We start from the raw sequence: 26,855 nt of genomic DNA, 5'->3' as shown, positions 1-26,855 counted from the left end.
ACGTGTAAAAAACAGAAAAGCCGCTTTCGAAGCGGCTTTTCCTTTGGTGTCGAGAAGCGGCTCGCTGCCTCCCGCGCGGGCTCAGACCACGTGCTGTTCGTCGACCTTCTTGCCGCCGATATGCAGCGTCGTGCCCTTGCCATACTGCTTGGAGAGCAGATCGCGGTACAGGCCCGGGCGCTGGCGCAGCTCTTCCGGGCTGCCGTCATCGATCACCTTGCCGGCGCTCATCACGATGATCCGGTCGAAGTTGTTCAGCGTCGACAGACGGTGCGCAATCGCGACCACCGTGCGGCCGACCATCAGCCGGTCGAGCGCCTTCTGAATGGCTTCTTCCGACGCGCTGTCGAGTGCCGAGGTCGCTTCGTCGAGCAGCAGGATCGGCGCGTTCTTCAGGATGGCGCGGGCAATTGCGATCCGCTGACGTTGTCCGCCGGACAGCTTCACGCCGCGATCGCCGACGATCGTGTCGTAGCCTTCCGGCATGGCCTCGATGAAATCCGCGCAACGCGCCTCGCGTGCGGCTGCGAGCACCTCTTCGCGGGTCGCCTCCGGGCGCCCATAGGCGATGTTCTCGTACACCGTGCGATGGAACAGCGAGATGTCCTGCGGCACCACGGCGATCGCGTGGCGCAGGCTGTCCTGCGTGACCCTGCCGATGTCCTGGCCGTCGATCCTGATCGCGCCGCCCTGCGTCTCGTAGAAACGCTGCAGCAGGGCGAGCACCGTGGATTTGCCCGCGCCCGACTTGCCGATCAGGCCGACCCGCTGGCCCGGTTCGATATGCAGGTCGAAATGATCGAGAATCGGGCGGCGGCGCGGATAGGCGAACGTCACGCTTTCGAAATCGATGCGGCCGCCCTGCGGCACGAGTTCGGTCGCATCGTCGCGGTCCGGCATGCCGTGCGGCTCGAGCAGCGTACGCACGGCTTCCGCGAGCCGCGCCACGTGCTGCGTGACGTCGACGAGCGCCACGGCCAGATCGCGCGTGCCGTGCAGGATCGTGAAGCCGAGCGAGCTGACGAGCACGATGTCGCCCGAGGTCGCCTTGCCCTGATCCCACAGCCACAGCGCCCAGCCCAGCAAGCCCGCCGACAGCAGCGCGGTGATCACGGCATGCAGCAGGCGCAGCTTTTCCAGATACAGCAGGCTTTGCTGGCGCGCGTCCATCTCGGCCTTGACCGTGGCGCCGAACCGCTGCTGCTCGCGAAACGTCATGCCGAACGCGCGCACGAGGCCCATGTTGCTGATCACGTCGACCAGCTCGCCGTCCACGGAAGCGGCCCGGGTGGCGAAATGGTGATGACGCGCCGAGCCGCGGCCGGCCAGCTTGTACAGCACGACCGACAGAATCGCCGAGCACAGCATCAGGCCGCCGGCCATCAGCGGATTCACCGCAATGATCATGACGATCGCGCCGAGCACCGCGATGCACGGCGGCAGCACGTTCCAGGCGGTGGTGTTCTCCGCCGTGTAGACCGCGTTCGAGGTGGCCGTGATCCGGCTCGCGAGCATGCCAGGCTGCTTCTCGGAGTAATAGGTCGGCGAATGTCCGCTCAAATACTGGAACAGGTCGCGCCGCAGGTCGCCGGTCACGGCCACGAACGTATGCGCGGCCACCCAGCCGCCGACACGCCACAGCAGGTTGTCGGCGGCGATCAGGGCGACGAGGATGGCGAACGCGCCCCACAGCGGACCGGGATGATGCCGGCCTTCGCCGAGCACGTCGATCAGATGCTTGATCGCATATTGAGAAGCGAGCGCACAGCCCACGGCCGCGAATACGCTGCACAGGACGATCGCGTGCGCGAGCGGATGGCGGCGGATAAAGCGGAAAAGAAACGCGAGCGGCCGGTGCGCATAGCTCGCGAGCTTTGCGTCCTGGGCATTACGCTGGGCGACGGTTAAATGTTCCAATTGATCGTGAAGGTCGATGTGTTTGGGGTTGTGCATGCAAAGCGCGGGCCACGTGAAAAAGGTTCGCCGCGAAGCCGATGCTTCGCATTGTAAACATGCAAAAGCGATTGCGCCCTGTGTATCCGGGCCTTGGCGCGACTGATTTCGCGATAGATGTCCGCGACCTGCTGTTGCCCGGGCCGCCAGCGGGTCAGGTTGACGCAGGTCGCGCAACCATTTCAGGATATAATTACAAATTGCATTCAACTGCGATGCGGCATTTCTTCAACGCTTGCCGGCAAAGTTGACGCGGGCGCTTACGGCGCCATGTTGGCGGTTGCGGGCCGCAGGCCAGTTGCCACTGTAGAACTGTCTTAGAAAACAAGGGTTTGCAAAGTGTTTCGCCTTTGTAACAACGTAAAGACTTTGAAATGTTGTGGTGCAGCGAGAATCCCGGCACCGATAATGCATGCTCTGTAGGCCCACCGAAATTTCTGACAGTTTGTCAACGTAGGTGTCATGTGTGCGTTTACCGGCACATGCGCAGACGGTGACCGCCGGTCTGGGCTCACGACCCAAGCGATCCATCGCAGGATTTCTCGAAAGAATCAGACCCGCGCCGGCAAGTCCGGCCAGACTGCCCTGGCGAGCAAGCGAGTCGCTTTTACCAAACGCAGTACCTTTGCCTGATTTTTTACGAGGAGTTCTTCATTATGCGAATCGCTCAAATCGCTCCGTTGCACGAGGCGGTTCCTCCCAAGCTGTATGGCGGTACGGAACGTGTGGTGTCCTATCTGACCGAAGCTCTGGTCGAGCAGGGCCACGACGTCACGCTCTTTGCGAGCGGCGATTCGCAAACCTCGGCAAAACTCGAAGCTTTCTGGCCGCAGGCGCTGCGCCTCGACCCGACCATCCGCGACGTGATGGCGCCGCACATGCTGCTGCTCGAAGAAGTGCGCCGCCGCGCTGACGAATTCGACGTGCTGCATTTCCATATCGACTACTACCCGTTCTCGCTGTTCGCCCGCCAGCCTGTGCCGTTCCTCACCACGCTGCACGGCCGTCTCGACCTGCCAGAACTGCAGCCGATTTTCAATACGTTCAGCGACGTGCCGGTGGTGTCGATTTCGGACAACCAGCGCATTCCGCTGCAACAGGCGAACTGGCTGCAAACCGTCTATCACGGCCTGCCGGAAAACGTGCTCACGCCGATCAAGGACGTCGAGCCGGGCTACCTCGCTTTCCTCGGCCGCGTCTCGCCGGAGAAGGGTCTCGACCGCGCGATCCGCATCGCCGGCCAGGCAGGCATGAAGCTCAAGGTCGCCGCCAAGATCGACAAGGCCGACCGCGCCTATTACGAAGAAGTGATCAAGCCGTTGATGGCGCTCCCGCACGTCGAGTACATCGGCGAAATCGGCGAAGCCGAAAAGCGTGAGTTCCTCGGCAACGCGCATGCACTGGTGTTCCCGATCGACTGGCCGGAGCCCTTCGGTCTGGTGATGATCGAAGCGATGGCGTGCGGTACGCCCGTGATCGCGTTCAACCGCGGTTCAGTGCCGGAAGTGATCGAAAACGGCGTGTCGGGCTTTGTCGTCGAAGACGAAATCAGCGCGGTCGCCGCATTGAAGCGTTTGCACACGCTGCCGCGCGCCAACGTGCGCAAGGCGTTCGAGTCGCGCTTCTCGTCGAAGGTCATGGCGCGGAACTACGTCGCCACGTATGAAGAACTGCTGCGTCAGAAGCATCGCACGGTGCTGCGCGAAGTCAACGCAGGCTGATCAACGCAGGCCAATGCGCTACAGATAAAGAGTCGAATCCGGTTCAAGGAGCGCTTCGCGGCGTTCCGCCAGCCACCACAGCAACGCCCCGTGTGCTATCCGCCCACGGGGCGTTGTTGCAAGCGCGCTGCGTTTTCCCCAATGAACGGACGAAACTGCTGAGTTTCGACCGGTAAGAATGAGTCCCTCTCCGTAATATCCCTATAATGGCCGTGCCGCAAATTTGGCTGCGGCGCCGCCGACGACAGGAGGATGCCTTGGCGAGAACGAAAGAGACGCGTGCGAACGCGGCGCCCGGCGCCGGAACGATTTTCGCGTTGCGCGCCATCGGTCTCGTGCTCCTCGCTCGCTGGCTATTTTCGATGGCGCAGATGGATGCGGGCGCATCGCTGCTGGCTATGGTGTCTTCGCCGTGGGCGTGCATCAACCTCGTCTTTCTGTTCCTTCTGATTTTCCTGCCGGGCGCGCGTGCCGTGGCCGAGCGTCCGTTTCATCCGCTGCCGCAATGGCTGCGGCAAGCATTGCGTCTGTTCGCTTTCCTCGGCTTCCTGTTTGCGGTGTGGTCGGTCGGCGCGTTCACGGCGAGCGCCGGCTGGCGCCGCGCCGCCAATGCGGTGGCGGCTTCCAATGGCTGGCTGCTGGTTGCGCCGGCGCTGTATGCGGCTGTATTGTGGATCTGCCGGCCGCGCGCGCTGTGGCGGACCAATATCGCCGCACGCCGCTTTGCGATCGGCCGCTATGCGGTCTCGCTCGATCCGGTCACGCGAACGGTGATCGTGTGGGCGGAGCGCCGCAAAGTGGGGCAGTACGACGCGCGCGAATTGTCCGTGCGCTGGGCCGTAGCTCAAGGCGCGCGCCCGACGCCGACACCCACGCCGGCAGTGGCGTTCGGTGCCGTGGGCGAGGCGGGTGGCCCCGGCGCGTCGGTAGGGACGGCAGCCGCGCCTTCGCTGGCGCGCGGCGCCTTCGGCCGCCGTCCGAAAATCGAGTTGCTGTGGGATTCGCCGGCCGCGGCGGGTCACAACCGGCAAACCGTATTCCGCACGGCGCTGACGACCGAAGGCGATCGGGTCGCCGCCCGCGCGCTTGACACGTCGTTGCAGCAGGTCTGAATCTGCCGGTTTGTGCAGTTGGCCACACCCCGTGGCCGAAGCAGGCGTTGTAAATTGAACGGTAGTCGATAATGAAGTCATGGCGCCCGTTGCTTCAGCGCGGGCGAGTGAGACCTACAACGATCGTATTGCGTCCTTTGCAGGAGTCGCCATGCTGGTTCGCTGGTTGCTTGCCGCCATCCATCTGCTTGCCTATGGCTTCGCGCTCGCGTCGATTCTGCGGCGCACGTGGGCACTACGCCGCGCCACTGTGCCCGCCGCGCTGCGATCCGTTTTCCGCGCGGATACGGGGTGGGGCATCTCGGCGCTGGTGCTGATCGTCACCGGGCTGATGCGCGCTTTCGGCGGCTTCGAAAAGGGCGCCGACTACTACCTTCACGAGCCGTTGTTTCATCTCAAGATGACGCTGCTGGTGGTCATTATCATCCTCGAGGTTCCGTCGATGCTCGCGTTGATGCGCTGGCGGGCCGCGATCAGGAAAGGCGCCGCGCCCGATCTGCACAAGGCGCGTTCCTATGCGCGCTTCAGCGTGATCCAGACGATATTGATGGTCCTGATAGTGTTTGCCGCCACCGGGATGGCACGCGGAGTCGGACTGCCTGCGGGTGTGGTGTAGCGGGGGAGTCCGTGAGCGTTTGGACGGCGCGGCGCGTCCGTTCCTTTTATCGACGGCTTGAAAAGTTTGTGACGGGACGCCGCCAGAAACCGCCGGCGCATACCGGCGGTTTCCATCCGACGTCCCGCACACCCGGCGTCATTTACTTCCCGACCAGCAAGCTGGAATCATCCGTACGGTTCGCGCTCAGCCGTGCGGTCTGATTTGCAAGTTCCGGCTCGCCCAGCCCCTTGATCAGCTCCAGTGCCTGACGCTCGAACAATCGCCGGTAGAGGCCGTTCTCGAGTCTGATCAACGCCTCATGGCTGCCTTCCTCGATCACCTTGCCTTTATCCAGCACCAGTAACCGGTCCAGTGCACGCACGGTGGAAAGACGGTGCGCGACCACCAGCGTGGTGCGGCCCATCATCAGCCGTTCCATGGCCTGCTGGATCAGCACTTCGCTTTCGCTGTCGAGACTCGACGTCGCTTCGTCCAGAATCAGGATTGGCGCGTCGGCGAGAAATGCCCGCGCGATGGCGACGCGCTGACGTTCGCCGCCCGACAGCTTGACGCCGCGTTCACCGACCAGCGTGTCGTAGCCATTGGGCAGCGCCGCGATGAAATCGTGCGCGCTCGCAAGCTTCGCGGCGCGCTCGATCTCGGCGCGGCTCGCGCCGGGCCGCGCATACGCGATGTTTTCGGCGAGCGAGCGGTGAAACAGCACCGGCTCCTGCTGAACGATCGCGATCTGGCTGCGCAACGACGCCTGCCGCACCTTGGCGATGTCCTGACCGTCGATCGTGATCCGGCCTTCCGAAATGTCATAGAGCCGCTGGATCAGCTTGATGAACGTGGTCTTCCCGGAACCCGAATGCCCGACCAGTCCGACGCGCTCGCCCGGCGCAATGCGCACGGAGAAGTTGTCGTAGAGCGGCTGGCCATTCGCCCCGTAATGGAAGGTGACGTGCTCGAAGCGGATCTCGCCTTTGCCGATCGCGATCGGGCCCGCGCTGGGTTGGTCCTCGATGCCGAGCGGCTGGCTTTCCAGCGACACGAGTTCCTCCATGTCGTTGACCGAGCGTTGCAGGTTGCGGATATGCATGCCCACGTCGCGCAGATAGCCTTGCAGCATGAAGAACATGGTCAGCGCGAACGTGATGTCGCCGACGCTCGCCTCGCCGCGCGCCCACAACAGCAGCGCCGCGCCGAGAATCGCGGCCTGGATCGCTACCAGCATGCCGCCCTGGACGCCGCCGTTGATCGTGCCGCGCATCCACGTGCGGCGCGTGCGGTGCCCCCACTTGCCGATCACGCGCGCCAGCAGCGCTTCTTCGCGATCTTCCGCGCCGAACGCCTTGACCACGCCGTTGCAACTGACCGCGTCGGCGAGCGCGCCGCCCATGCGCGTGTCCCACGCATTCGCGAGCCGCGCGGCCGGCGCGACGAAACCGAGCGACATCGCCACCGTTACCGCGATATAGAGCAATGAGCCGATGCCGACGACCGCGCCCATCATCGGCCAGCGCCAGCCGAGCAGGACCGTGGCGCCGACCAGCATGACAAGCGACGGGAACAGCGCGATCAGCAGCGTGTCGTTGAGCAGGTCGAGCGCCCACATGCCGCGCGTGATCTTGCGCACCGTGGAGCCGGCGAAGCTGTTGGCGTGCCAGTCGGTCGAAAAACGCTGGACGCGATGAAACGCATTCGCGGCGATTTCGCTCATCATCTTGAGCGTGAGCCGGATGATGTTGAAGTACACGCCTTGCCGCAGCAGCGTGGCGCCGAGCCCGAGCGCGCCCAGCACGCAGAAAGCCGTCACCGCCGCGCGCCAGGCAATGGCGTTGCTGGCCGCGCCGGACGCGATGGCGTCGACAAGGTGTCCCGCGAACATTGGCGTGAGCACGTCGGCCAATGCGGAGAGCAGCACCAGCGCCGTGATGACGACGATGCGCCAGGGCTGCTGCGCCCAGTGATGGAAGGTAAAGCCGAGGACGTCCTTGAAGGCCTGTCCGCGAAAGTCGAGTTTTTTTCTGGTCATTTGCCACGACCCGGTGGCGCAGGAGCGCACCGAGGTTCCAGTCAGAAGCGAAAGGACGAGACAGTCAGAACGCGCCGAAATGCATTGGCGATAGAACTGCGGACTGTCTGGGAATTGCGCGGAGCGCCTTTTCAGGCGGAACCGCGTGAGCAGCGAATGGGCGACCTGAACAGCTTAAGGTCGCGACAACGCTCGCGAGACCATGCCAGGGGCGGCGATACGCATTGCAAACATGTGACGCCTCCCTATGGTCGAATGAGGTGAAGAAAAAGGACGGGGCGAATGCCCGAGCAGCAACTATATCAGCAGTATTTGGTGCCCGCAAACGTACGGAGATTCGGTGTTGACGACAAAGCCCGACGCCTGCGCGCATGACGATGCATCGAACTGTTCGGCGCGAATCATCTGGAACGAAGCGAGCACTTGGGCGCTCCGCGGCGGATAACCGCAATCTACCTGGCATTCCGTACGGTTTTCGGCGCGCGGTAACAGGTCACGCAACAGGTCACAACAGCAAATGAAAAAGGGCTTACGCATTTCTGCGTAAGCCCTTTTGTCTTCGGTGATCGACACACCAAAATTCTGGTGGGTAGTACTGGGATCGAACCAGTGACCCCTGCCGTGTGAAGGCAGTGCTCTACCGCTGAGCTAACCACCCGAAGAGAGCCGAATTATGTCAGGGATTTTTATGCTCGTCCAGCACTTTTTAAGCGGTCTGCTCATCCGCGGCCGGTGCCGGTTCGAGGCGCCACACGCTCGTGCCCTTGATCGCTTTGTCGAGACCGTCGAGCACGGCTTGGTGCGCGGCAAATTCGTCGTCGCTGGCGGCGATTACGACCAGATCCAGCGAATCGATCGCGACACGCGGTGCGCGCGCATCGCCGCCGGCGTGCGATTCGCCGAGCATGTCGATGACGAGGCTTTCCTGGCCGCGCGTCATTGCCAGATAGACTTCGGCGAGCAGTTCCGAGTCGAGCAGCGCGCCGTGCAGCGTGCGGTGCGCGTTGCTGATACCGAAACGATCGCACAGCGCGTCGAGTGAATTGCGCTTGCCGGGGAACATTTGCTTGGCACGCGCCAGCGTATCGATGATTTCGCCGCAGTAAGTGCTCACCGGCGGCAAGCCTAGCAACGCGAATTCGACGTCCAGAAAGCCGATATCGAACGGTGCGTTGTGAATGATCAGGTCCGCGCCCTGAATGAAATCGCGGAACTGATCGGCGATCTCGCCGAACTTCGGCTTGTCGCTCAGGAATTCAGTGGTCAGGCCGTGTACGGCCAGTGCGCCCGGATCGCTGTCGCGTTCCGGGTTGATGTAGAAGTGCAGGTTGTTGCCGGTGAGCCGGCGGTTTACCAGTTCGACACAGCCGAGTTCGAGGATCCGGTCGCCGGTGCGGGCATTCAGGCCGGTGGTTTCGGTATCGAGGATGAGTTGACGCATGTCGGATTAGCCTGCCTCAGAAATTTGTAGCAAAAAAATGGCGCGCGCAGCGAGACGGTGCGGCGTCGCAGCGGGAGTCAGAGCTGCGCCAGCGACGCGACGCCGCGATTGGCCAGTTGATCGGCGCGCTCATTTTCCGGGTGCCCATTGTGCCCGCGCACCCAGCGCCATTCGATCTCGTGTTGCGCGACGAGCGCATCGAGCCGCTTCCATAAATCGGCGTTCTTCACCGGCTGCTTCGCGGCGGTGATCCAGCCTTTCTTTTTCCAGCCGTGGATCCACTCGCTGATGCCTTTCTGCACGTATTGCGAGTCGGTGTGCACGACCGCCTTGCAGGGCCGCTTCAATGCTTCGAGCGCGGCGATCACGCCCATCAATTCCATGCGGTTGTTGGTGGTATTGGCTTCGCCGCCGAACAGTTCTTTTTCCTGGTCGCCGAAGCGCAGCAACGCGCCCCAGCCGCCGGGGCCCGGGTTGCCCTTGCAGGCGCCGTCGGTATAAATATCGATGAGATCGGAAGTCATTGAGTGTGGTTGCGTGTATTCGGTGTGGCGGCGGGCGCGAGGCCCGCGGCGAGGACGGGTTTCTTCACTTTCAGCGGGCCGACGAGGCGCATGCCGCGCACGCGCTTGATCGCCTTGATCATGTAGGTGGCGCCGAAAATCGGCCACCAGCGGTCGCCGGCGGCTTCCATGAAACCGTAGCGCGACAGCCATTGTTCGCTGCCGAGCGGCGGACGATAGCAGCCGAAGCGCCCGCGTTCAAGGTCGAAGCCCAACAGTTTGATCCAGTCTTTCAGGCGCGTGAAGGCGATCAGGTCGACCGCCGCCGGCACGAACGGCCGGCCGGTCATCTTGCCGACCGACTGCCGCGCGCCCCAAAGCGACAGCGAGTTGAAGCCGAGAATGATCAACTGGCCTTCGGGCATCAGCACGCGCTCGGCTTCACGCAGAAGACGGTGAGGATCGCTCGTGAACTCCAGCGTATGCGGCATCACGATCAGATCGACGCTTTGTGCTTCGAACGGCAAGTCCAGCAGGTCGCACCACACGGCACTGCGCCCGGCCGGCGCGGGCAGGCCGGCAAGCCCGCCTTGTGCTGCGCCGTTGTTCGAACCGTTGCGGGCGCCATTGCCGCCGGCGTGCCCCGCGCCGCGCGGAAATGCGTAAGGCGCGCTCGCACCGCTCGCGGCGTCGAGCACGAGCCCGCGGCACGGCATGCGGTTTTCACGCAAGGCGTCGAGCTGCGGCAGGCCGAGTTGCAGCGCATGGTAACCGAACACGTCCGACACCACGCGGTCGAGCTGGGTCTGTTCCCACTCGAGCACGTAGCGGCCAGGCGGCGAATCGGTCCAGGCAGGCCAGTCTATAATCGCTCGATCAGTCATATCAGAGAATACGTCGCCTATGAATGCGCTCGAGTACGTACCGGTCCCGGCGTTTGATGACAATTACATCTGGGTCGTTTCCGACGGACACTCTGCAGTTGTCGTCGATCCGGGTGAGGCCGCCCCCGTGCAAGCTTATCTGGCGAAACGGGGTTGGCGGCTGAGCGCTATTTTACTCACGCACCATCATCAAGACCACGTCGGCGGGGTGGCCGATCTGCTGAATGGCCAGGCCGTGCCCGTCTACGGCCCCGCTGGCGAGGCGATCGAGCATCTCACGCACCGTCTGAAAAATGGCGATCACGTGTCGATCGTGGCCCCCGCGCTCGAATTGAGCGTGCTCGACGTGCCCGGCCACACGAGCGGCCACATTGCGTATTTCCAGGCGGCCGACCCGCGCGGCACGCCGCACGTGTTTTGCGGCGACACGCTGTTCGCCTGCGGTTGCGGCCGGCTGTTCGAAGGCACGCCGAAGCAGATGCTCGCCTCGCTGGACGCGCTCGCCGCGCTGCCCGGCGCGACCGAGGTTCATTGCGCGCACGAGTACACGCTTTCGAATATCCGCTTCGCGCTCGCCTGCGAGCCGGCCAACGCCGAACTGCAAGCCTGGCGGGATAAAGCTGGCGAATTGCGCGCGCGCGGGGTGCCGACGCTGCCCACCACGATCGCCCACGAACGCGCGGTGAATCCGTTTTTGCGCGCCGGCAATCCGGCGGTGCAGGCAACTCTGCAGGAGCAACTGCACGAAAAAGTGCCCGATCGATTGACGGCCTTTACGTTGATGCGCGAATGGAAAAACCGCTTCCGTTGACCCGGTCCAGATCAGGGTATTCCTCACGCGAAGAATCGGGAAAATTCGCCAAGCCCAAGATTTACTTGATTTTTTCGTAATTTTCCGATTGACGTAAACGTTGCCGTTTCGTACTATCGGCTGCAAATTCCAGCCCTTGTGGAAGCCGAGACGTTCATGCGATTTATCTTCAGTGCGTTGCTGGTCCTGACGCTCGCCGCCTGCGCGAGTCAGGGACCAACGACGAGCAGCCTTTCCACCGCAACCAACCCCGCCAGTCAGCAAGCCGTAGCTGACGCCCTTCGCAAGAGCGCCACCGCCAAAGAGACGATCAACGTCGACCAGGGCTCCGTCTCGCAGTTGACGAGCGCCGACGCCGATCTTTGGGGCCGTATTCGCCGTGGTTTTCAGATGCCGGATCTGCAAACCGACCTCGTCGACATGCAGGTCAACTGGTATGCGCAGCGTCCCGATTACGTGCAGCGCATGACCGAGCGCTCGCAGAAGTATCTGTACCACATCGTCGAAGAGCTCGAGGCGCGCCATATGCCGACCGAGCTAGCCTTGCTGCCGTTCATCGAATCGGCGTACAGCCCGCAGGCTTTGTCGGTAGCGAAGGCGGCCGGCATGTGGCAGTTCATGCCGGGCACGGGCCGTACCTACAATCTCAAGCAGAACATGTGGCAGGACGAGCGCCGCGACGTGCTGGCGTCGACCAGCGCCGCGCTCGACTATCTGTCGCGTCTGCATGACATGTTCGGCGACTGGCAGCTGGCACTCGCGGCGTACAACTGGGGCGAGGGTAACGTGCAGCGCGCGATTGCACGCAACGAGGCGGCGGGCCTGCCCACCGACTACCTGAGCCTGCGCATGCCGAACGAGACACGCAACTACGTGCCCAAGCTGCAGGCGGTGAAGAACATCGTGATGAACCCGCAAATGTACGGGCTCGCGCTGCCGTCCATTCCGAACCACCCGTATTTCGTGACGGTGACCACCTCGCACGATATCGACGTGGACATGGCGGCCAAGCTCGCGAATCTCTCCACCGACGAGTTCCGCTCGCTGAACCCGTCGTTCAGAAAGCCGGTCATTCTCGGCGCCACGCAGCCGCAGATCCTGCTGCCGTTCGACAACGCCAGCGCGTTCGAGCGCAATCTGAAGACGTACTCCGGCTCGCTGTCGTCGTGGACCACGTACACGGTCACCGAGCGCGCAGCGCCGGCGGCGATCGCGCAGAAGATCGGGGTCGACGCCGACACGCTGATGGAAGTGAACAAGATTCCGGTCGGCATGCGTTTGAAACCCGGCTCCACGATCGTGGTGCCGCGCGGTTCGGACGACGACGAAGACATCAGCGCCGACGTGGCTGAAAGCGCCGTGCTGGCGATGGAGCCCGACGTTCCCGATACCCGCAAGATGCTGATTCGCGTGCGCCGCAATCAGACTCTGGCCGCCATTGCCGTGCGTTACGGCGTGTCGATCGGTCAGTTGAAGGCATGGAACCGCACCCATCGGGACAGCGTTTCGCGCGGCCAGGTGATCGTGCTGCACGTGCCGGTCGGCAAGGCCATGCCGAGCGAGCCTGGTCCTGAGCGCATCGCGACGGACGTGCAGGGCGGCGGTGTGGAGAAGATCGGCACCCGCATCGCGGACACGAGAAGCGATTCGCGCTACGATAAACGAAAGGGTCGTGGCCGGTCAGCCGTGGTGAAGGTCTCCGAGCCGGTAGGCAAACTCAGCAAGCCGACAGCGTCGAGCGCCAGCAAGGGCAAAGTGACCAAGGTATCGGCTTCCACGTCCAGCAAGGCGCCGAAGGCTGCGGTAGAGAACCGCCCGAAGACTGCGGCCAACGCAAAGAAGGGTAAGTAGACCAACAGCGGCTCACACGGTAGTGGCCACATGCGTTGTGGGGCGGCGCATGAATCGCGCTCCGATCACGTACCGTGTTTTTTCCGACGCCGTCACCCGTGGTGACGGCGTTTTTCATTGTGCAGAGCATTTCAGGTAAAGCCGGCGCTTTTCCTTTATCTTTCGTGCTTTGGTCAAACCGATTCGGCTAGCCGCCTAATTCAAAAGCTCATGTCGTCGACCCAGTTGCGTGTCTTCCTGCTGTTCTCTGCCGGTTATTTTGTTTCCTACGTGTTCCGCGGCGTCAACCTCGGCTTCGCGCCATTCATTACCCATGATCTGGGCCTCTCGGCTGCGGATCTGGGGCTGCTCACCAGTCTCTACTTTCTCGGCTTCGCGGGTGCACAGATTCCGGCCGGTGTGCTGCTCGATCACTTCGGCACGCGGCGGGTCACGGCTGCCACGCTGCTGTTTGCCGCGCTCGGCATCTGGGTGTTCGGCGCCGCGCAAGGCGTCGGCATGATGATGGTGGGGCGCCTGCTGATCGGCATCGGCGTCTCTGTCTGTCTTGGCGCCGCGTTCAAGGCATTGGCCCAGCACTTCGCGCCGGCGCGCCTGCCGCTGATGAACGGACTGGTGATGGCGATCGGCGGCTTCGGCGGCGTGATGGTCGGCTCGCCGCTGACGTGGGTGTTGACGTTCGCGAGCTGGCGGACCGTCTGCGTCGGGCTGGGCTTGCTGACCGTGCTGGTCGCGCTGGCGCAATGGACGCTCGCGCCGGACACGAAGGAAACGCGTCACCAGGCCGGTCTCGGCGCGCAGTTCAAAGGCACGCTGCATATCTTGCGCAGCGCGGCGTTCTGGAAGATCGCGTCGTTCTCAGTCGTCACGCAAGGCGTGTTCTATGCCATGCAGTCGCTCTGGGTCGGCGCGTGGCTGCGTGACGTGCAGGGTTTCGAGCCGCGCGAAGCCGCGGCGCTCGTCTCGGTTCTCGGCTTCGCGATGATGGCCGGTTGCGTGGGCTTCGGCGCGGCGGCGCGCAGTCTCGAGCGGCGCGGCATCTCGCTCTATGCGTTTTGCGGCGTCGGCATGGCGCTGTTCGTTCTGACGCAGTTGCTGATCATGTTCAAGGCGCCGCTGCCCGCAGCTCTCCTGTGGGCGGCGTACGGGATCTTCGGCGGCACCGGCATTCTCAGCTACGCGGTGATGGCCCGGCACTTCCCGGCGCAAATGATCGGGCGGGTGAATACCACGCTGACGTTGCTGATCTTCCTGCTGATTTTCGGCTTCCAGATCGGCGTCGGTGCCGTGCTCTCGCATTGGCCCGCGAGCGGTGGCCATTATCCGGCGGCCGCGCATCTGAGCGCCTGGGGCATTCTGGTCGTGCTGCAGGTGTTGAGCGCGATCTGGTACGTTTTGCCTGGCCGCGAGCTGGTTCGCCCGGCCGAAGTTCACGCGGAACAGGGCGCTTGAGTTCGGGCGAGTCTGTCGCGCGCCCGTCCTGATGCCGCCTCGCGCGCCGATTCTCAGACCGTGAGCACCCCGCGCCAGCGCTATCCCGGCAGTCGTCGCTACCCGGTGCGCTATCCCGATTCGGGGCCGTGTGCATCACGTCCAGCGCCGTCTGCGCCAGCCCCCAGCAGCGCTTTGAGCGACGTTGAGAGAGGCCTTCCCACGCGCGCACGCCATCTCGGATTTGGAAGGAAGGACACTTTCGCGCTATAATTTCAAGGTTTGAGCTTATCAACCCGCACCCTAGCGCCTACCTCTCCCATACCGTTCATCCGCCGCGCGCCGCTGGCGTAGCAAGCAGGGCCCGAGGACCAGTTCCCCAGCCGATCCGTCCACACAATGGACCCATCGCGCGCCTTGCAACGTCAACGGCAGTTCGCGAGCGAGTCTGCGCGCGCATCCCGTGGATGCGTTTCGCTGCGGCTCGCAGTCGGATAGACAGGTCGGCAACAGGGTGTTCCCCAAGGAGTCTCCCGTGTTGCCGTCATTTTCTCCCGCTCTGCTCGCGCTCGCCGACGGCACGGTCTTTCGTGGTTACTCGATCGGCGCCCCCGGGCATACCATCGGCGAAGTCGTGTTCAACACCGCTATCACCGGCTATCAGGAAATCCTGACTGACCCGAGCTACGCGCGCCAGATCGTGACCCTCACGTATCCGCATATCGGCAACGTCGGCGTGAACGCCGAAGACGTCGAAGCTACGAAAGTCCATGCCGCCGGCCTGATCATTCGCGATCTGCCGGTTCTCGCGTCGAACTTCCGCATGGAGCGCACGCTCCAGCAATACCTGCAGGACGAAGGCGTGGTTGCCATCGCCGGTCTCGATACCCGCATGCTCACCCGCGTTCTGCGCGACAAGGGCGCGCAGAACGGCGCGATCCTCGCCGGTTCGGACGACGAAGCCCGCGCCGTCGAACTCGCACGCTCGTTCCCGGGCCTTTCGGGCATGGACCTCGCGAAGGTCGTGTCGACGAAGGAATCCTATGAGTGGACCCAGACCGAATGGCGGCTGGGCAGCGGCTACGGCACGCAAAATGCGCCGAAGTACCGCGTGGTGGCGTTCGACTACGGCGTCAAGTACAACATCCTGCGCATGCTGGCCGAACGCGGCTGTCACGTCACCGTGCTGCCGGCGGAAGCTTCCGCCGCTGACGCGCTCGCGCTCGATCCGGACGGCGTCTTCCTGTCGAACGGTCCGGGCGACCCGGAACCGTGCGACTACGCAATTCGCGCCACGAAGGAACTGATCGAGCGCGGCATTCCGACCTTTGGCATCTGCCTCGGCCATCAGATCATGGGCCTCGCGCTCGGCGCCAAAACCATGAAGATGAAGACCGGCCATCACGGCGCGAACCATCCGGTGAAAGATCTGGACGACGGCCGCGTGGTGATCACGTCGCAGAACCACGGCTTCGCGGTCGATGCCGACACGCTGCCCGCCAATGCCCGCGTCACGCACGTCTCGCTGTTCGACGGCACGCTGCAGGGCTTCGCGCTGACCGACAAGCCGGCGTTCTGCTTCCAGGGCCACCCGGAAGCGTCGCCCGGTCCGCACGACATCGCCTATCTGTTCGACCGCTTCACGGCGTTGATGGACACGAAGAAGGCCGGCAAGACCGCGGCGGCATAAGGCGGCAGACACGTCCCGGCGGCGCACGGTTCACACCGCGCCGCGCGTGACCGGCGCACACGCTGCGCACAACGGCGAACAGCGACGCACAAGCGGCGAGCCGGACCAGACAGAGCAGAGCGCGCGCAACGTAGCAGCGACGCGCGCCGACGGAAAGAATTCAGGAATACATTAGCGAGAGCGTTATGCCCAAGCGGACAGACATCAAGAGCATCCTCATTATCGGCGCGGGTCCGATCATCATCGGCCAGGCGTGCGAGTTCGACTACTCGGGCGCGCAGGCATGCAAGGCGCTGCGTGAGGAAGGCTACAAGGTCATTCTCGTCAACAGCAATCCGGCGACGATCATGACCGACCCGAACACGGCCGACGTGACCTACATCGAGCCGATCACGTGGGAAGTGGTCGAGCGCATCATCGCGAAGGAGCGCCCCGACGCGATCCTGCCGACGATGGGCGGCCAGACCGCGCTGAACTGCGCGCTCGATCTGCACGCGCACGGCGTGCTGGAGAAATACAAGGTCGAGTTGATCGGCGCGTCGCCGGAAGCCATCGACAAGGCGGAAGACCGCCAGAAGTTCAAAGACGCGATGACCAAGATCGGCCTCGGTTCGGCCAAATCGGGCACCGCGCATTCCATGGAAGAAGCGCTCCAGGTGCAAGCGGAAATCGCTGCGCAAACCGGCAGCGGCGGCTATCCGGTGGTGATTCGTCCGTCGTTCACGCTGGGCGGTTCGGGCGGTGGCATCGCGTACAACCGCGACGAGTTCGAAGAGATCTGCAAGCGCGGTCTCGATCTGTCGCCCACGCGCGAACTGCTGATCGAAGAGTCGCTGCTCGGCTGGAAAGAGTATGAGATGGAAGTGGTCCGCGACAAGAAGGACAACTGCATCATCGTCTGCTCGATCGAAAACCTGGACCCGATGGGCATCCACACCGGCGACTCGATCACCGTCGCGCCGGCGCAAACGCTCACGGACAAGGAATATCAGATCCTGCGTAACGCATCGCTCGCGGTGTTGCGCGAGATCGGCGTCGACACCGGCGGTTCGAACGTGCAGTTCTCGATCAATCCGAAAGACGGCCGGATGATCGTGATCGAAATGAATCCGCGTGTGTCGCGTTCGTCGGCGCTCGCTTCGAAGGCAACGGGTTTCCCGATTGCCAAGGTCGCGGCCAAGCTCGCGGTGGGCTATACGCTGGACGAGTTGAAGAACGAAATCACCGGCGGCCAGACCCCGGCGTCGTTCGAACCGACCATCGACTATGTCGTTACCAAGATCCCGCGTTTCGCGTTCGAAAAATTCCGCGAAGCCGATTCGCGCCTGACCACGCAGATGAAGTCGGTTGGCGAAGTGATGGCGATCGGCCGCACCTTCCAGGAGTCGTTCCAGAAGGCGCTGCGCGGTCTGGAAGTCGGCGTGGACGGTCTGGACGAAAAGACCGATAACCGCGACGAGATCATCCGCGAGATCGGCGAAGCCGGTCCGGACCGTATCTGGTTCGTGGGCGACGCGTTCCGGGTCGGCATGACGGCCGAGGAGATTTTCGAAGAAACCTCGATCGATCCGTGGTTCCTCGCGCAGATCGAGCAGATCGTCCTGAAGGAAAAGGCGCTGGCCGGCCGCACGCTCGCGAGCCTTTCGAAGGAGGAGCTGAAGTATCTGAAGCAGAGCGGCTTCTCGGATCGTCGTCTGGCGAAGTTGCTTGGCGCGAAGCCGGCGGAAGTGCGTCAACGTCGTATCGAGTTGAACGTGCGCCCGGTGTACAAGCGCGTCGACACGTGCGCGGCCGAGTTCGCCACGAAAACGGCCTACATGTACTCGACCTACGAGGAAGAGTGCGAGGCGAACCCAACGAACAACAAGAAAATCATGGTGCTGGGCGGCGGCCCGAACCGGATCGGCCAGGGCATCGAGTTCGACTACTGCTGCGTGCATGCCGCGCTCGCCATGCGCGAAGACGGTTATGAAACGATCATGGTCAACTGCAACCCTGAAACCGTTTCGACCGACTACGACACGTCCGATCGTCTGTACTTCGAATCGCTGACGCTCGAAGACGTGCTCGAAATCGTCGACAAGGAAAAGCCGGTCGGCGTGATCGTGCAATACGGCGGTCAAACGCCGCTGAAGCTCGCGCTCGATCTCGAAGCGAACGGTGTGCCGATCGTCGGCACGTCGCCGGACATGATCGACGCCGCGGAAGACCGCGAGCGTTTCCAGAAGCTGCTGCAGGATCTCGGTCTGCGTCAGCCGCCGAACCGCACCGCGCGCGCCGAAGACGAAGCGCTCAAGCTCGCCGACGAAATCGGCTATCCGCTGGTGGTGCGTCCGTCGTACGTGCTGGGCGGCCGTGCCATGGAAATCGTCCACGAGCCGCGCGACCTCGAGCGCTACATGCGCGAGGCCGTGAAGGTGTCGAACGACTCGCCGGTGCTGCTCGACCGCTTCCTGAACGACGCGATCGAATGCGACGTGGATTGCATCTCCGACGGTGAGGCGGTGTTCATCGGCGGCGTGATGGAGCACATCGAACAGGCCGGCGTTCACTCGGGCGACTCGGCGTGCTCGCTGCCGCCGTATTCGCTGTCGAAGGAAACCGTGGCTGAGCTGAAGCGCCAGACAGGCGCAATGGCTCGGGCGCTGAACGTGGTCGGCCTGATGAACGTGCAGTTCGCGATCCAGCAGGTGCCGCAGGCGGACGGTTCGAAAGAAGACGTCATCTACGTGCTCGAAGTGAATCCGCGCGCTTCGCGCACGGTGCCGTACGTGTCGAAGGCCACCAGCCTGCCGCTCGCGAAGATCGCGGCGCGCGCCATGGTCGGCCAGACGCTCGCGCAGCAAGGCGTGACGAAGGAAATCGACCCGCCGTACTTCAGCGTGAAGGAAGCGGTGTTCCCGTTCGTCAAGTTCCCGGCCGTCGATCCGGTGCTCGGACCGGAAATGCGTTCGACCGGCGAAGTGATGGGCGTGGGCCAGACGTTCGGCGAAGCTTTGTTCAAATCGCAACTCGCGGCGGGTTCGCGTTTGCCGGAGTCGGGCACGGTGCTGTTGACCGTGATGGACGCGGACAAGCCGAAGGCCGTCGAAGTCGCGCGCATGCTGCACGAGCTCGGTTATCCGATCGTCGCGACCAAGGGTACGGCCGCCGCGATCGAAGCGGCCGGCGTGCCCGTCAAGGTCGTCAACAAGGTGAAGGACGGCCGTCCGCACATCGTCGACATGATCAAGAACGGGGAAATCGCGCTGGTCTTCACGACCGTCGACGAAACCCGTGCCGCGATCGCCGATTCGCGTTCGATCCGCATGAGCGCCCAGGCGAACAAGGTCACGTACTACACGACCATGTCCGGCGCGCGCGCAGCAGTGGAAGGTTTGCGCTATTTGAAGGACCTGGAAGTCTATGATTTACAAGGCCTGCACGCTCGCCTAAACTAAGGCTTCGAATACCTGTCCAAGATGTAAGTGCCGCGGTTAAGCGGCGTTCCGCAGGTGCTTGGCGCCGGGTTTTGCCCGGTGCTCTGCCCCCGCGGAATGCACTTAACCGCGGTGATTTTTTTTACGGCTGTTTTTTGCATAGAGTTGTTTATGAGCACTGTTCCATTGACTAAGCGCGGCGCGGAAATGTTGCGCGATGAATTGCAGCGCCTGAAATCGGTTGAGCGTCCCTCGGTGATCAATTCGATCGCGGAAGCGCGTGCCCAGGGCGATCTGTCGGAAAACGCGGAATACGACGCGGCGAAGGAAAAGCAGGGCTTTATCGAAGGCCGGATCGCCGAAATTGAATCGAAGCTGGCCGGCGCGCAAGTGATCGATCCGGCGGCGGTGGAAGCGGACGGTCGCGTGGTGTTCGGCGCAACGGTGGAGCTGGAAGACCTGAATTCGGGTGCGTCCGTCAAGTATCAGATCGTCGGCGACGACGAAGCGGATATCGACCACGGTCTGATCTCGATCAGCTCGCCGATTGCGCGTGCCCTGATCGGCAAGTCGGAGGGCGACGTTGCATCGGTGCAGGCACCGGGTGGCGTGCGCGAATACGAAATCATCGCGGTCAGCTACGTTTGAACGCGCCGCTGGTGCCCCAGATGCCACATCGACTATTCCGGTTATTTACGGTGGTATGGGTCGGCAGTCTGCTGACTATCGGCTATGCCGTCGCGCCCGTGCTGTTCACCTCACTCGACCGGATGACGGCGGGCGCGGTCGCGGCGCAACTGTTCCGCATTGAAGGGGTGCTCGGGGCGGTGTGCGGCATTTTGCTGCTGGGTCTCGCGAATGTACTGGTTCGCCGCGGCGGTGACACCTATCGCCGGTTGCGCTGGCTGATCGCGAGCATGCTGGTGTGCGTGCTGATCGGCTATTTCGCGTTGCAGCCGTTCATGAATGCAATGCGCGTTGCCGCGCTCGAAGCGGGCAGCGATGTCGGACATTCGGCTTATGCGACGCGCTTTGGCATTTTGCACGGCGTGTCGAGTCTGTTCTATCTGATCGAAAGCCTGCTGGGCGTGGCGCTGGTGTGGAAGTTACCCGCGGGTGCAAGCGGTGCTGCGGCGGAGCACGGTGCCTGCGGCACGGCGGGCAAGGTCACGGGCCAACGCGGTTGACTGGCGGAGACTCTCCGGTTTGCGTGCAAATCGCCTTGGCGATTTGCACGAGCAATGTAGAGCTTGCAGGTCATGGCTGGCAGTCAGCGCCGAGGTGCGGAATTTGCCCGCACCCCTCATCTTTCGCTTATTTCGACGACTGATGGGCGCGCTTCGCGCTGCTTTGGCGCTTCTTGGCGCGCTTGATGTTGCCGCCTTGAGTCACACGTTCATTGCCGCGCACCACGACCGCTTTGGCCTTGGGTTTGCGCATCGGGATTTCGCTGGGCTTCACGACCGTTACGACGCGCGGCGCGCGGCCCTTGCCCGGTTTGGCTTCCACAGCGGCTTCGCGCGCGCTCGGCAGCGCGCCGCGTTTGGCCTTCACCGCCGGTTGTGCGGCTTCCGGTTTCCAGATCACCAGCAGCTTGCCGATATGTTGGATCGGCGCCGCGTTCAGCTTCTCGCAGATTTCTTCGTAGATCGCAAGGCGCGCTTCGCGTTCGTCGCCGAACACGCGGATTTTGATGAGCTGATGAGCGCCAAGGTGAACCTTGATCTCGGAGAGCACAGCGTCGGTCAAGCCTTCGGCGCCGACGAGCACGACCGGTTTGAGCGCATGTGCCTGGGAGCGCAACTCGGCGCGTTGATCGGAAGAGACTTTGAGGGCGGGCATGGAAAGTGGGAGACTCGACTAAAATGGCGACACCTGCGTTCCCCGGTTCAGTCGTTCGATTGACTTGATTCGAGGCGATCCGGCAGGGCGGCGCGTCAGAACAACAGAATCGCGGATGGCCGCCAGTTTTGGCGGTGGCCGCGCGAATTAACCGCGTATTATCCGCTAAAGCGTGACATCACGCAGCAAGAGTTCAACGTTTAATGGCAAAAAACAAGTTCAATACCGCGTGGCTGCATGACCACATCAACGATCCGTACGTGAAAATGGCGCAGCGGGAAGGCTATCGCGCCCGCGCCGCCTACAAGCTCAAGGAAATCGACGAACAGGACAAGCTGATCCGCGCGGGGCAGGTCATCGTCGACCTTGGCTCGACGCCGGGCAGCTGGAGCCAGTACGCCCGCAACAAGCTTGCCAAAGGCGCTCAGCGCGACGCCGAGCGCGAAGGCGGGATCGACGGCACGATCATCGCGCTGGATCTGCTGCCAATGGAGCCGATCGCCGACGTCCACTTCATTCAGGGCGACTTTCGCGAAGACTCGGTTATCGCGCAACTGGAAGAATTGGTCGGAGAACGCCAGGTTGACCTTGTAATTTCGGATATGGCTCCCAACCTGTCGGGAGTGGCGGTGGCGGATGCCGCGCGGATCGAGCATCTCTGCGATCTCGCACTGGAATTCTCGCAAAATCACCTGAAACCGGATGGTGCCCTTTTAGTCAAATGCTTTCACGGCAGCGGTTACAGCCAGATTGTCGAAAAGTTCAAGCATCAGTTCAAGGTGGTGGCGGCCCGCAAGCCGAAAGCCTCGCGGGACAAGTCGTCAGAAACGTTTATTTTGGGTAAGCATCTCAAGCGGCCCGCATAGGGGGCTGCAGAACGGTTCAGCCTCTGCCGCCATGCGATCATGGCCTCGGGAATGGGTGCTGCAATGGCACGTTGTCCTATTTCTGTGGTAGTGAAACCTTATGGCAGGGGTCTGCGGACTGGATTAGAATGCTTTCGTGGTGCCGCAAGGAAAATGTAGGCGCCCGTCTAAGTGAAGGAGTGGTGCTTTGAACAACAATATGTTTTCGAAAGCAGCAGTGTGGCTGGTTATCGCACTGGTGCTGTTTACGGTGTTCAAGCAGTTCGACAAGCCCCGTGTCCAGGAAGGCGTTTCCTATTCGCAGTTCATGGACGACGCAAAGAACGGCAAAGTCAAGAACGTCATTGTCCAGGGGCGGAACCTTACGGTCACTCCAGCAGACGGCCAGAAGTACCAGATCGTGTCGCCCGGCGACATCTGGATGGTCGGCGATCTGATGAAGTATGGCGTTCAGGTGAGCGGCAAGGCTGATGACGAACCCAATGCGCTGGTGTCCGCGCTGTACTACCTCGGACCGACGATCCTGATCATCGGTTTCTGGTTCTACATGATGCGACAGATGCAGGGAGGCGGGAAAGGCGGTGCGTTCTCGTTCGGTAAATCCCGTGCACGTCTGATCGACGAAAACAACAACGCAATCAATTTCACCGACGTCGCCGGTTGCGACGAAGCCAAGGAAGAAGTCTCCGAACTGGTCGACTTCCTGCGCGATCCGCAGAAATTTCAGAAGCTGGGCGGCCGTATTCCGCGCGGCGTGCTGCTGGTCGGCCCGCCGGGAACCGGTAAGACGCTGCTGGCGCGGGCCATCGCCGGTGAGGCGAAAGTACCGTTCTTCAGCATCTCGGGTTCGGACTTCGTCGAAATGTTCGTGGGTGTCGGCGCGGCTCGTGTGCGCGACATGTTCGAACAAGCCAAGAAGCACGCGCCGTGCATCGTGTTCATCGACGAAATCGACGCGGTCGGCCGTCATCGCGGCGCCGGCATGGGCGGCGGTAATGACGAACGTGAACAGACGCTGAACCAGATGCTGGTCGAGATGGACGGCTTCGAAGCGAACTCGGGCGTGATCGTGATCGCTGCAACGAACCGTTCGGACGTGCTCGACAAGGCGCTGCTGCGTCCGGGCCGTTTCGACCGTCAGGTGTATGTAGGCCTGCCGGACATTCGCGGCCGGGAGCACATCATGAAGGTCCACCTGCGCAAGGTGCCGATTTCGAACGACGTCGACGCAGCGGTGATCGCACGCGGCACCCCGGGTTTCTCGGGCGCCGATCTCGCGAATCTCGTGAATGAAGCGGCCTTGTTCGCGGCACGCCGCGGCAAGCGGATCGTCGAGATGACGGACTTCGAAGACGCGAAGGACAAGATCTTCATGGGTCCGGAGCGCAAGTCGGCTGTGATCCGCGAAGAATCGAAGCGTGCCACGGCGTACCACGAGTCGGGCCACGCGGTGATTGCCAAGCTGTTGCCGAAGGCGGATCCGGTGCACAAGGTCACGATCATTCCGCGCGGCCGTGCGCTGGGCGTGACGTGGCAGTTGCCGGAGCATGACAACGAAACGTATTCGAAGGACTACCTGCTGGATCGTCTCGCGATCCTGTTCGGTGGCCGGGTGGCGGAAGAGTTGTTCCTGAACCTGATCAGCACCGGTGCGTCGGACGACTTCAACAAGGCGACGCAAACGGCGCGTGCAATGGTGGCTCGCTTTGGTATGACGGACGCACTCGGACCGATGGTCTACGTCGACGACGAAAACGACGCAACGCCGTTCGGGCGTGGTTTCACGCGCACCATTTCGGAAGCAACGCAGCAGAAGGTCGACGCCGAAATCCGCCGCGTGCTGGACGAGCAGTACAACCTCGCGAAGCGCCTGCTGGACGAGAACCGCGACAAGGTCGAAGCAATGACCGCCGCGCTGATGGAGTGGGAAACGATCGACGCCGATCAGATCAACGACATCATGGCCGGCCGTCCGCCGCGTTCGCCGAAGAGCTCGACGCCGTCGGCAACCGACGCCTCGTCGGGCGGCAGTCCGGGTACCGAGGTCAAGCCCGGTAGCGCAACGGCGCCGGCCTGATCGGCGACCAGTAGAAAGTGCGGGCCGGTGTGTTTCACACCGGCCCGTTTTGCATTTATCCGTTTGCGCGAAGCACCGCCACGTGTCGAAAGTCGAATTCCCCTCTCTGCCTATTCCCGAGCCGTTACAGTGCGGCCGCTTCAAACTGAGCTTCGAACGTCCGTTGGTGATGGGCATTCTGAACGTCACCCCTGATTCTTTTTCCGACGGCGGCCAATACGCAATGCGCGGCGATGCGTTGCGCCAGGCCGAGCGCATGATGCTCGACGGCGCGGACATCATCGACATCGGCGGCGAATCGACGCGGCCGGGCGCGCCGCCGGTGCCGCTCAACGATGAACTGGAGCGGGTGATTCCCCTCGTCGAGCAATTGCGCGGCGCGAATGTGCCGCTATCGGTCGACACATACAAGCCCGAAGTGATGCGCCACGCATTGGCCGCGGGTGCCGATATGATCAACGACATCTGGGGTTTCCGGATGCCCGGCGCAATCGGCGCGGTGTGCGACAGTGAATGCGGTCTATGCGTCATGCATATGCTTGGCGAGCCGCAGACCATGCAACTCGGCGAGCCTGTCTATGACGACGTGGTGAGCGCGGTTCGGGACTTTCTCGAGGAGCGGGTCGCCACGCTCGAGCAGGCGGGCGTCGCGCGTGCCCGCATTAGCGTGGATCCGGGTTTCGGCTTCGGCAAGGCCGTGGTCGAGCATAATTACGCGCTGCTCGCGCACCTGCCGGATACGGCGCCGCAGGCCGAGCCGCCGTATCCGATTCTTGCCGGCATGTCGCGCAAGTCGATGATCGGCGCGGTGGTGGGACGCCCGGCGCCGGAACGCGTCGCGGGCAGTATTGCAGCGGCGGTGTGCGCCGCTGAACGGGGCGCTGCGATTCTGCGCGTGCACGACGTCGCGCAAACAGTAGATGCATTGAAAGTCTGGGCAGCCATGCGCGAAGCGGCGAATCACAGCCGCGCGCGCGGTTGAGCCCACAAGCCAAGGAGGAATATAAAACATGGCACGTCGTTATTTCGGAACGGACGGCATTCGGGGCAAAGTCGGCGAAGGACCTATCACGCCGGAATTTGTATTGCGGCTCGGCTACGCGGCCGGCAAGGTGCTGGCGGGCGCGGACCGCTGGGCGAAGACGGGCACGCGGCCAACCGTGCTGATCGGTAAAGACACGCGGGTGTCGGGCTACATGCTCGAAGCGGCGCTCGAAGCGGGCTTTTCCGCGGCGGGCGTGGATGTGATGCTGGCCGGCCCGATGCCGACTCCCGGTATCGCCTATCTGACGCGCGCGCTGCGGCTCGCCGCGGGCGTGGTGATCAGCGCGTCGCACAACCCGTACTACGACAACGGTATCAAATTTTTCTCCGCCGACGGCAACAAGCTGCCGGACGAAGTGGAAGCGCAGATCGAAGAGCAGCTCGATCAGCCGCTCGCCTGCGCGGCATCGGAGCAACTCGGCAAGGCGCGGCGTCTCGACGACGCGGCCGGCCGCTATATCGAGTTCTGCAAGAGCACCTTCCCAGCCGCGTTCGATCTGCGCGGTCTGAAGCTGGTCGTCGACTGCGCGCATGGCGCCGCGTATGACGTCGCGCCGCACGTGTTCCATGAGCTCGGCGCCGATGTGATTCCGATCGGCGTCGCGCCGAACGGTTTCAATATCAACGACGGAGTCGGCGCGACCGCACCGGATGCGCTGGTGCGCGCCGTGCGGGCGAATCATGCCGACCTCGGCATTGCGCTCGACGGCGACGCCGACCGCCTGCAAGTGGTCGATGCCGCAGGCCGTCTTTATAACGGCGACGAATTGCTGTACATCCTCGTCAAGGACCGCATCGCCACCGAAGGCAAGGTGGAGGGCGCGGTCGGCACGCTGATGACGAATATGGCGGTGGAAGTGGCGCTGCAGGAAGCCGGCGTGAAGTTCGTACGCGCGGCGGTCGGCGACCGTTACGTGCTCGAGCAGTTGCGCGAACACGGCTGGCAGCTCGGGGCCGAAGGCTCCGGCCATATTCTCTCTCTCGACCGCCATTCCACGGGCGACGGCATCGTCTCCGCCCTGCTGGTGCTGGCGGCCATGAAGCGCAGTGACAAGACGCTCGCCGAGTTGCTTGGCGGCGTCACGCTGTTCCCGCAAAAGCTGATCAACGTGCGTATGAAGCCCGACGCGGACTGGAAGGGCAGCGACGTGATCCGCCGCGCCATCGCCAAGGCTGAAGACGCGCTGAACGGGCGCGGCCGCGTGCTGATCCGCGCGTCCGGCACCGAGCCGGTGCTGCGCGTGATGGTGGAAGCGGAAAATGTCGCCGACGCGGTTCAATATGCGGAGTCGATCGCCAGCGCGGTGAAGCAAGCCACTGCGTAAGCCAGCCCCTTTCTTGGGCGCGGCGCGGCGGGACATCGCAAGATCGTTCCGCCGCCGGTCGGCTGGTCCGCCGGCAAAGAAGCACCGCCAAACCGTCGGCTGCGTCAGCTAGCTTTCGGGCCGCGCTCAACATCCCACCTTTCGCCGTCGGCGCCACGCTCGCCAACTTCTCACACGCAAACGTTCGCGCCCCGTCTTTTTCGTCTAATCTGTAGAGCGGCGCACCCACCCTCAGCCAAACCGGCGGAT

The 26,855-nt window shown here is 63.0% G+C and carries 20 protein-coding genes and 1 tRNA gene; 14 read left to right on the top strand and 7 right to left on the bottom strand.

The genetic code is table 11. The features are described 5' to 3' along the window. Window positions 1-81 precede the first annotated feature (81 nt). Window positions 82-1,953 carry an ABC transporter ATP-binding protein gene (locus NE850_RS23370; protein ID WP_007181001.1) on the bottom strand — a complete coding sequence of 624 codons (1,872 nt, stop codon included), beginning with the start codon at window positions 1,951-1,953 and terminating at the stop codon, window positions 82-84. Between the two features lie 656 nt (window positions 1,954-2,609). Here NE850_RS23370 and NE850_RS23365 point away from each other — a divergent pair. From NE850_RS23365 to NE850_RS23355, 3 genes are all read left to right on the top strand, one after another. Continuing rightward, entirely contained in the window at window positions 2,610-3,674 is a 1,065-nt protein-coding gene (locus tag NE850_RS23365; protein ID WP_007181002.1) for a glycosyltransferase family 4 protein, read from the top strand. Window positions 3,675-3,931: 257 nt separating this feature from the next. Continuing rightward, window positions 3,932-4,786, top strand: a complete 855-nt coding sequence (locus NE850_RS23360) for a hypothetical protein (protein WP_007181003.1) — start codon at window positions 3,932-3,934, stop codon at window positions 4,784-4,786. 151 nt (window positions 4,787-4,937) lie between these two features. Further along, window positions 4,938-5,402 (top strand): DUF2214 family protein, encoded by a 465-nt coding sequence (locus tag NE850_RS23355; protein ID WP_007181004.1) that lies wholly within the window; start codon window positions 4,938-4,940, stop codon window positions 5,400-5,402. A 142-nt stretch (window positions 5,403-5,544) separates the two neighbouring features. On the opposite strand, the gene NE850_RS23350 is transcribed toward NE850_RS23355, so the two are convergent. From NE850_RS23350 to NE850_RS23330, 5 genes are all read right to left on the bottom strand, one after another. After that, window positions 5,545-7,422: an ABC transporter ATP-binding protein gene (locus NE850_RS23350; RefSeq protein ID WP_165186721.1), complete on the bottom strand. Its 1,878-nt coding sequence runs from the start codon at window positions 7,420-7,422 to the stop codon at window positions 5,545-5,547. Window positions 7,423-8,005: 583 nt separating this feature from the next. After that, a tRNA-Val gene (locus tag NE850_RS23345) sits at window positions 8,006-8,080 on the bottom strand. Between the two features lie 48 nt (window positions 8,081-8,128). Continuing rightward, the gene (dnaQ, locus tag NE850_RS23340; RefSeq protein ID WP_007181007.1) at window positions 8,129-8,863 is read right to left on the bottom strand and encodes a DNA polymerase III subunit epsilon; all 735 of its coding nucleotides are present in this window, start codon (window positions 8,861-8,863) and stop codon (window positions 8,129-8,131) included. Between the two features lie 77 nt (window positions 8,864-8,940). Beyond that, window positions 8,941-9,387: a ribonuclease HI gene (rnhA, locus tag NE850_RS23335; protein ID WP_007181008.1), complete on the bottom strand. Its 447-nt coding sequence runs from the start codon at window positions 9,385-9,387 to the stop codon at window positions 8,941-8,943. Continuing rightward, on the bottom strand, window positions 9,384-10,250 hold the full coding sequence (locus tag NE850_RS23330; RefSeq protein ID WP_007181009.1) for a class I SAM-dependent methyltransferase: 867 nt from the start codon (window positions 10,248-10,250) through the stop codon (window positions 9,384-9,386). The genes rnhA and NE850_RS23330 overlap by 4 nt, the downstream gene beginning before the upstream one ends. A gap of 19 nt (window positions 10,251-10,269) precedes the next feature. Here NE850_RS23330 and gloB point away from each other — a divergent pair, with 19 nt between their 5' ends. The 7 genes from gloB (at window position 10,270) to NE850_RS23295 (ending at window position 20,639) form a co-directional block, all read left to right on the top strand. Beyond that, entirely contained in the window at window positions 10,270-11,061 is a 792-nt protein-coding gene (gene gloB, locus NE850_RS23325) for a hydroxyacylglutathione hydrolase (protein WP_007181010.1), read from the top strand. 156 nt (window positions 11,062-11,217) lie between these two features. Next, window positions 11,218-12,912 (top strand): transglycosylase SLT domain-containing protein, encoded by a 1,695-nt coding sequence (locus NE850_RS23320; RefSeq protein WP_007181011.1) that lies wholly within the window; start codon window positions 11,218-11,220, stop codon window positions 12,910-12,912. Window positions 12,913-13,122: 210 nt separating this feature from the next. Next, window positions 13,123-14,364: a nitrate/nitrite transporter gene (locus tag NE850_RS23315; protein ID WP_007181012.1), complete on the top strand. Its 1,242-nt coding sequence runs from the start codon at window positions 13,123-13,125 to the stop codon at window positions 14,362-14,364. A 514-nt stretch (window positions 14,365-14,878) separates the two neighbouring features. Then, the gene (carA, locus tag NE850_RS23310; protein WP_007181013.1) at window positions 14,879-16,033 is read left to right on the top strand and encodes a glutamine-hydrolyzing carbamoyl-phosphate synthase small subunit; all 1,155 of its coding nucleotides are present in this window, start codon (window positions 14,879-14,881) and stop codon (window positions 16,031-16,033) included. A 185-nt stretch (window positions 16,034-16,218) separates the two neighbouring features. Further along, window positions 16,219-19,473: a carbamoyl-phosphate synthase large subunit gene (gene carB / locus NE850_RS23305; protein ID WP_007181014.1), complete on the top strand. Its 3,255-nt coding sequence runs from the start codon at window positions 16,219-16,221 to the stop codon at window positions 19,471-19,473. A 150-nt stretch (window positions 19,474-19,623) separates the two neighbouring features. After that, window positions 19,624-20,100: a transcription elongation factor GreA gene (greA, locus tag NE850_RS23300; protein WP_007181015.1), complete on the top strand. Its 477-nt coding sequence runs from the start codon at window positions 19,624-19,626 to the stop codon at window positions 20,098-20,100. A gap of 20 nt (window positions 20,101-20,120) precedes the next feature. Next, window positions 20,121-20,639, top strand: a complete 519-nt coding sequence (locus tag NE850_RS23295) for a DUF4149 domain-containing protein (protein ID WP_310699454.1) — start codon at window positions 20,121-20,123, stop codon at window positions 20,637-20,639. Window positions 20,640-20,766: 127 nt separating this feature from the next. Here NE850_RS23295 and NE850_RS23290 read toward each other — a convergent pair whose 3' ends face one another. Further along, window positions 20,767-21,294 carry a YhbY family RNA-binding protein gene (locus NE850_RS23290; protein ID WP_007181017.1) on the bottom strand — a complete coding sequence of 176 codons (528 nt, stop codon included), beginning with the start codon at window positions 21,292-21,294 and terminating at the stop codon, window positions 20,767-20,769. A 203-nt stretch (window positions 21,295-21,497) separates the two neighbouring features. Between NE850_RS23290 and NE850_RS23285 the strand changes: the two genes are divergently transcribed. From NE850_RS23285 to glmM, 4 genes are all read left to right on the top strand, one after another. Continuing rightward, entirely contained in the window at window positions 21,498-22,160 is a 663-nt protein-coding gene (locus NE850_RS23285; RefSeq protein WP_007181018.1) for an RlmE family RNA methyltransferase, read from the top strand. Between the two features lie 187 nt (window positions 22,161-22,347). Further along, complete coding sequence (ftsH, locus tag NE850_RS23280) at window positions 22,348-24,237, top strand: ATP-dependent zinc metalloprotease FtsH (protein WP_007181019.1); 1,890 nt, start codon at window positions 22,348-22,350, stop codon at window positions 24,235-24,237. 169 nt (window positions 24,238-24,406) lie between these two features. Continuing rightward, entirely contained in the window at window positions 24,407-25,219 is an 813-nt protein-coding gene (folP, locus tag NE850_RS23275; protein ID WP_232064265.1) for a dihydropteroate synthase, read from the top strand. A 28-nt stretch (window positions 25,220-25,247) separates the two neighbouring features. After that, complete coding sequence (gene glmM, locus NE850_RS23270) at window positions 25,248-26,606, top strand: phosphoglucosamine mutase (protein ID WP_011489247.1); 1,359 nt, start codon at window positions 25,248-25,250, stop codon at window positions 26,604-26,606. Window positions 26,607-26,855 lie beyond the last annotated feature (249 nt).

The sequence above is a fragment of the Paraburkholderia sp. USG1 genome (genome assembly GCF_031570135.1).
Classification (GTDB): domain Bacteria; phylum Pseudomonadota; class Gammaproteobacteria; order Burkholderiales; family Burkholderiaceae; genus Paraburkholderia; species Paraburkholderia dioscoreae.
This window is presented reverse-complemented; position numbering and strand designations above follow the sequence as displayed.

Coding starts and splice junctions, on each gene's coding strand:
- NE850_RS23315 (WP_007181012.1), top strand. CDS start 13,123: ATGTCGTCGACCCAGTTGCGTGTCTTCCTGCTGTTCTCTGCCGGTTAT.
- greA (WP_007181015.1), top strand. CDS start 19,624: ATGAGCACTGTTCCATTGACTAAGCGCGGCGCGGAAATGTTGCGCGAT.
- folP (WP_232064265.1), top strand. CDS start 24,407: ATGGGCATTCTGAACGTCACCCCTGATTCTTTTTCCGACGGCGGCCAA.
- NE850_RS23295 (WP_310699454.1), top strand. CDS start 20,121: ATGCCACATCGACTATTCCGGTTATTTACGGTGGTATGGGTCGGCAGT.
- NE850_RS23370 (WP_007181001.1), bottom strand. CDS start 1,953: ATGCACAACCCCAAACACATCGACCTTCACGATCAATTGGAACATTTA.
- carB (WP_007181014.1), top strand. CDS start 16,219: ATGCCCAAGCGGACAGACATCAAGAGCATCCTCATTATCGGCGCGGGT.
- NE850_RS23320 (WP_007181011.1), top strand. CDS start 11,218: ATGCGATTTATCTTCAGTGCGTTGCTGGTCCTGACGCTCGCCGCCTGC.
- NE850_RS23355 (WP_007181004.1), top strand. CDS start 4,938: ATGCTGGTTCGCTGGTTGCTTGCCGCCATCCATCTGCTTGCCTATGGC.
- dnaQ (WP_007181007.1), bottom strand. CDS start 8,863: ATGCGTCAACTCATCCTCGATACCGAAACCACCGGCCTGAATGCCCGC.
- NE850_RS23350 (WP_165186721.1), bottom strand. CDS start 7,422: ATGACCAGAAAAAAACTCGACTTTCGCGGACAGGCCTTCAAGGACGTC.
- gloB (WP_007181010.1), top strand. CDS start 10,270: ATGAATGCGCTCGAGTACGTACCGGTCCCGGCGTTTGATGACAATTAC.
- NE850_RS23290 (WP_007181017.1), bottom strand. CDS start 21,294: ATGCCCGCCCTCAAAGTCTCTTCCGATCAACGCGCCGAGTTGCGCTCC.
- NE850_RS23330 (WP_007181009.1), bottom strand. CDS start 10,250: ATGACTGATCGAGCGATTATAGACTGGCCTGCCTGGACCGATTCGCCG.
- NE850_RS23285 (WP_007181018.1), top strand. CDS start 21,498: ATGGCAAAAAACAAGTTCAATACCGCGTGGCTGCATGACCACATCAAC.
- rnhA (WP_007181008.1), bottom strand. CDS start 9,387: ATGACTTCCGATCTCATCGATATTTATACCGACGGCGCCTGCAAGGGC.
- NE850_RS23365 (WP_007181002.1), top strand. CDS start 2,610: ATGCGAATCGCTCAAATCGCTCCGTTGCACGAGGCGGTTCCTCCCAAG.
- glmM (WP_011489247.1), top strand. CDS start 25,248: ATGGCACGTCGTTATTTCGGAACGGACGGCATTCGGGGCAAAGTCGGC.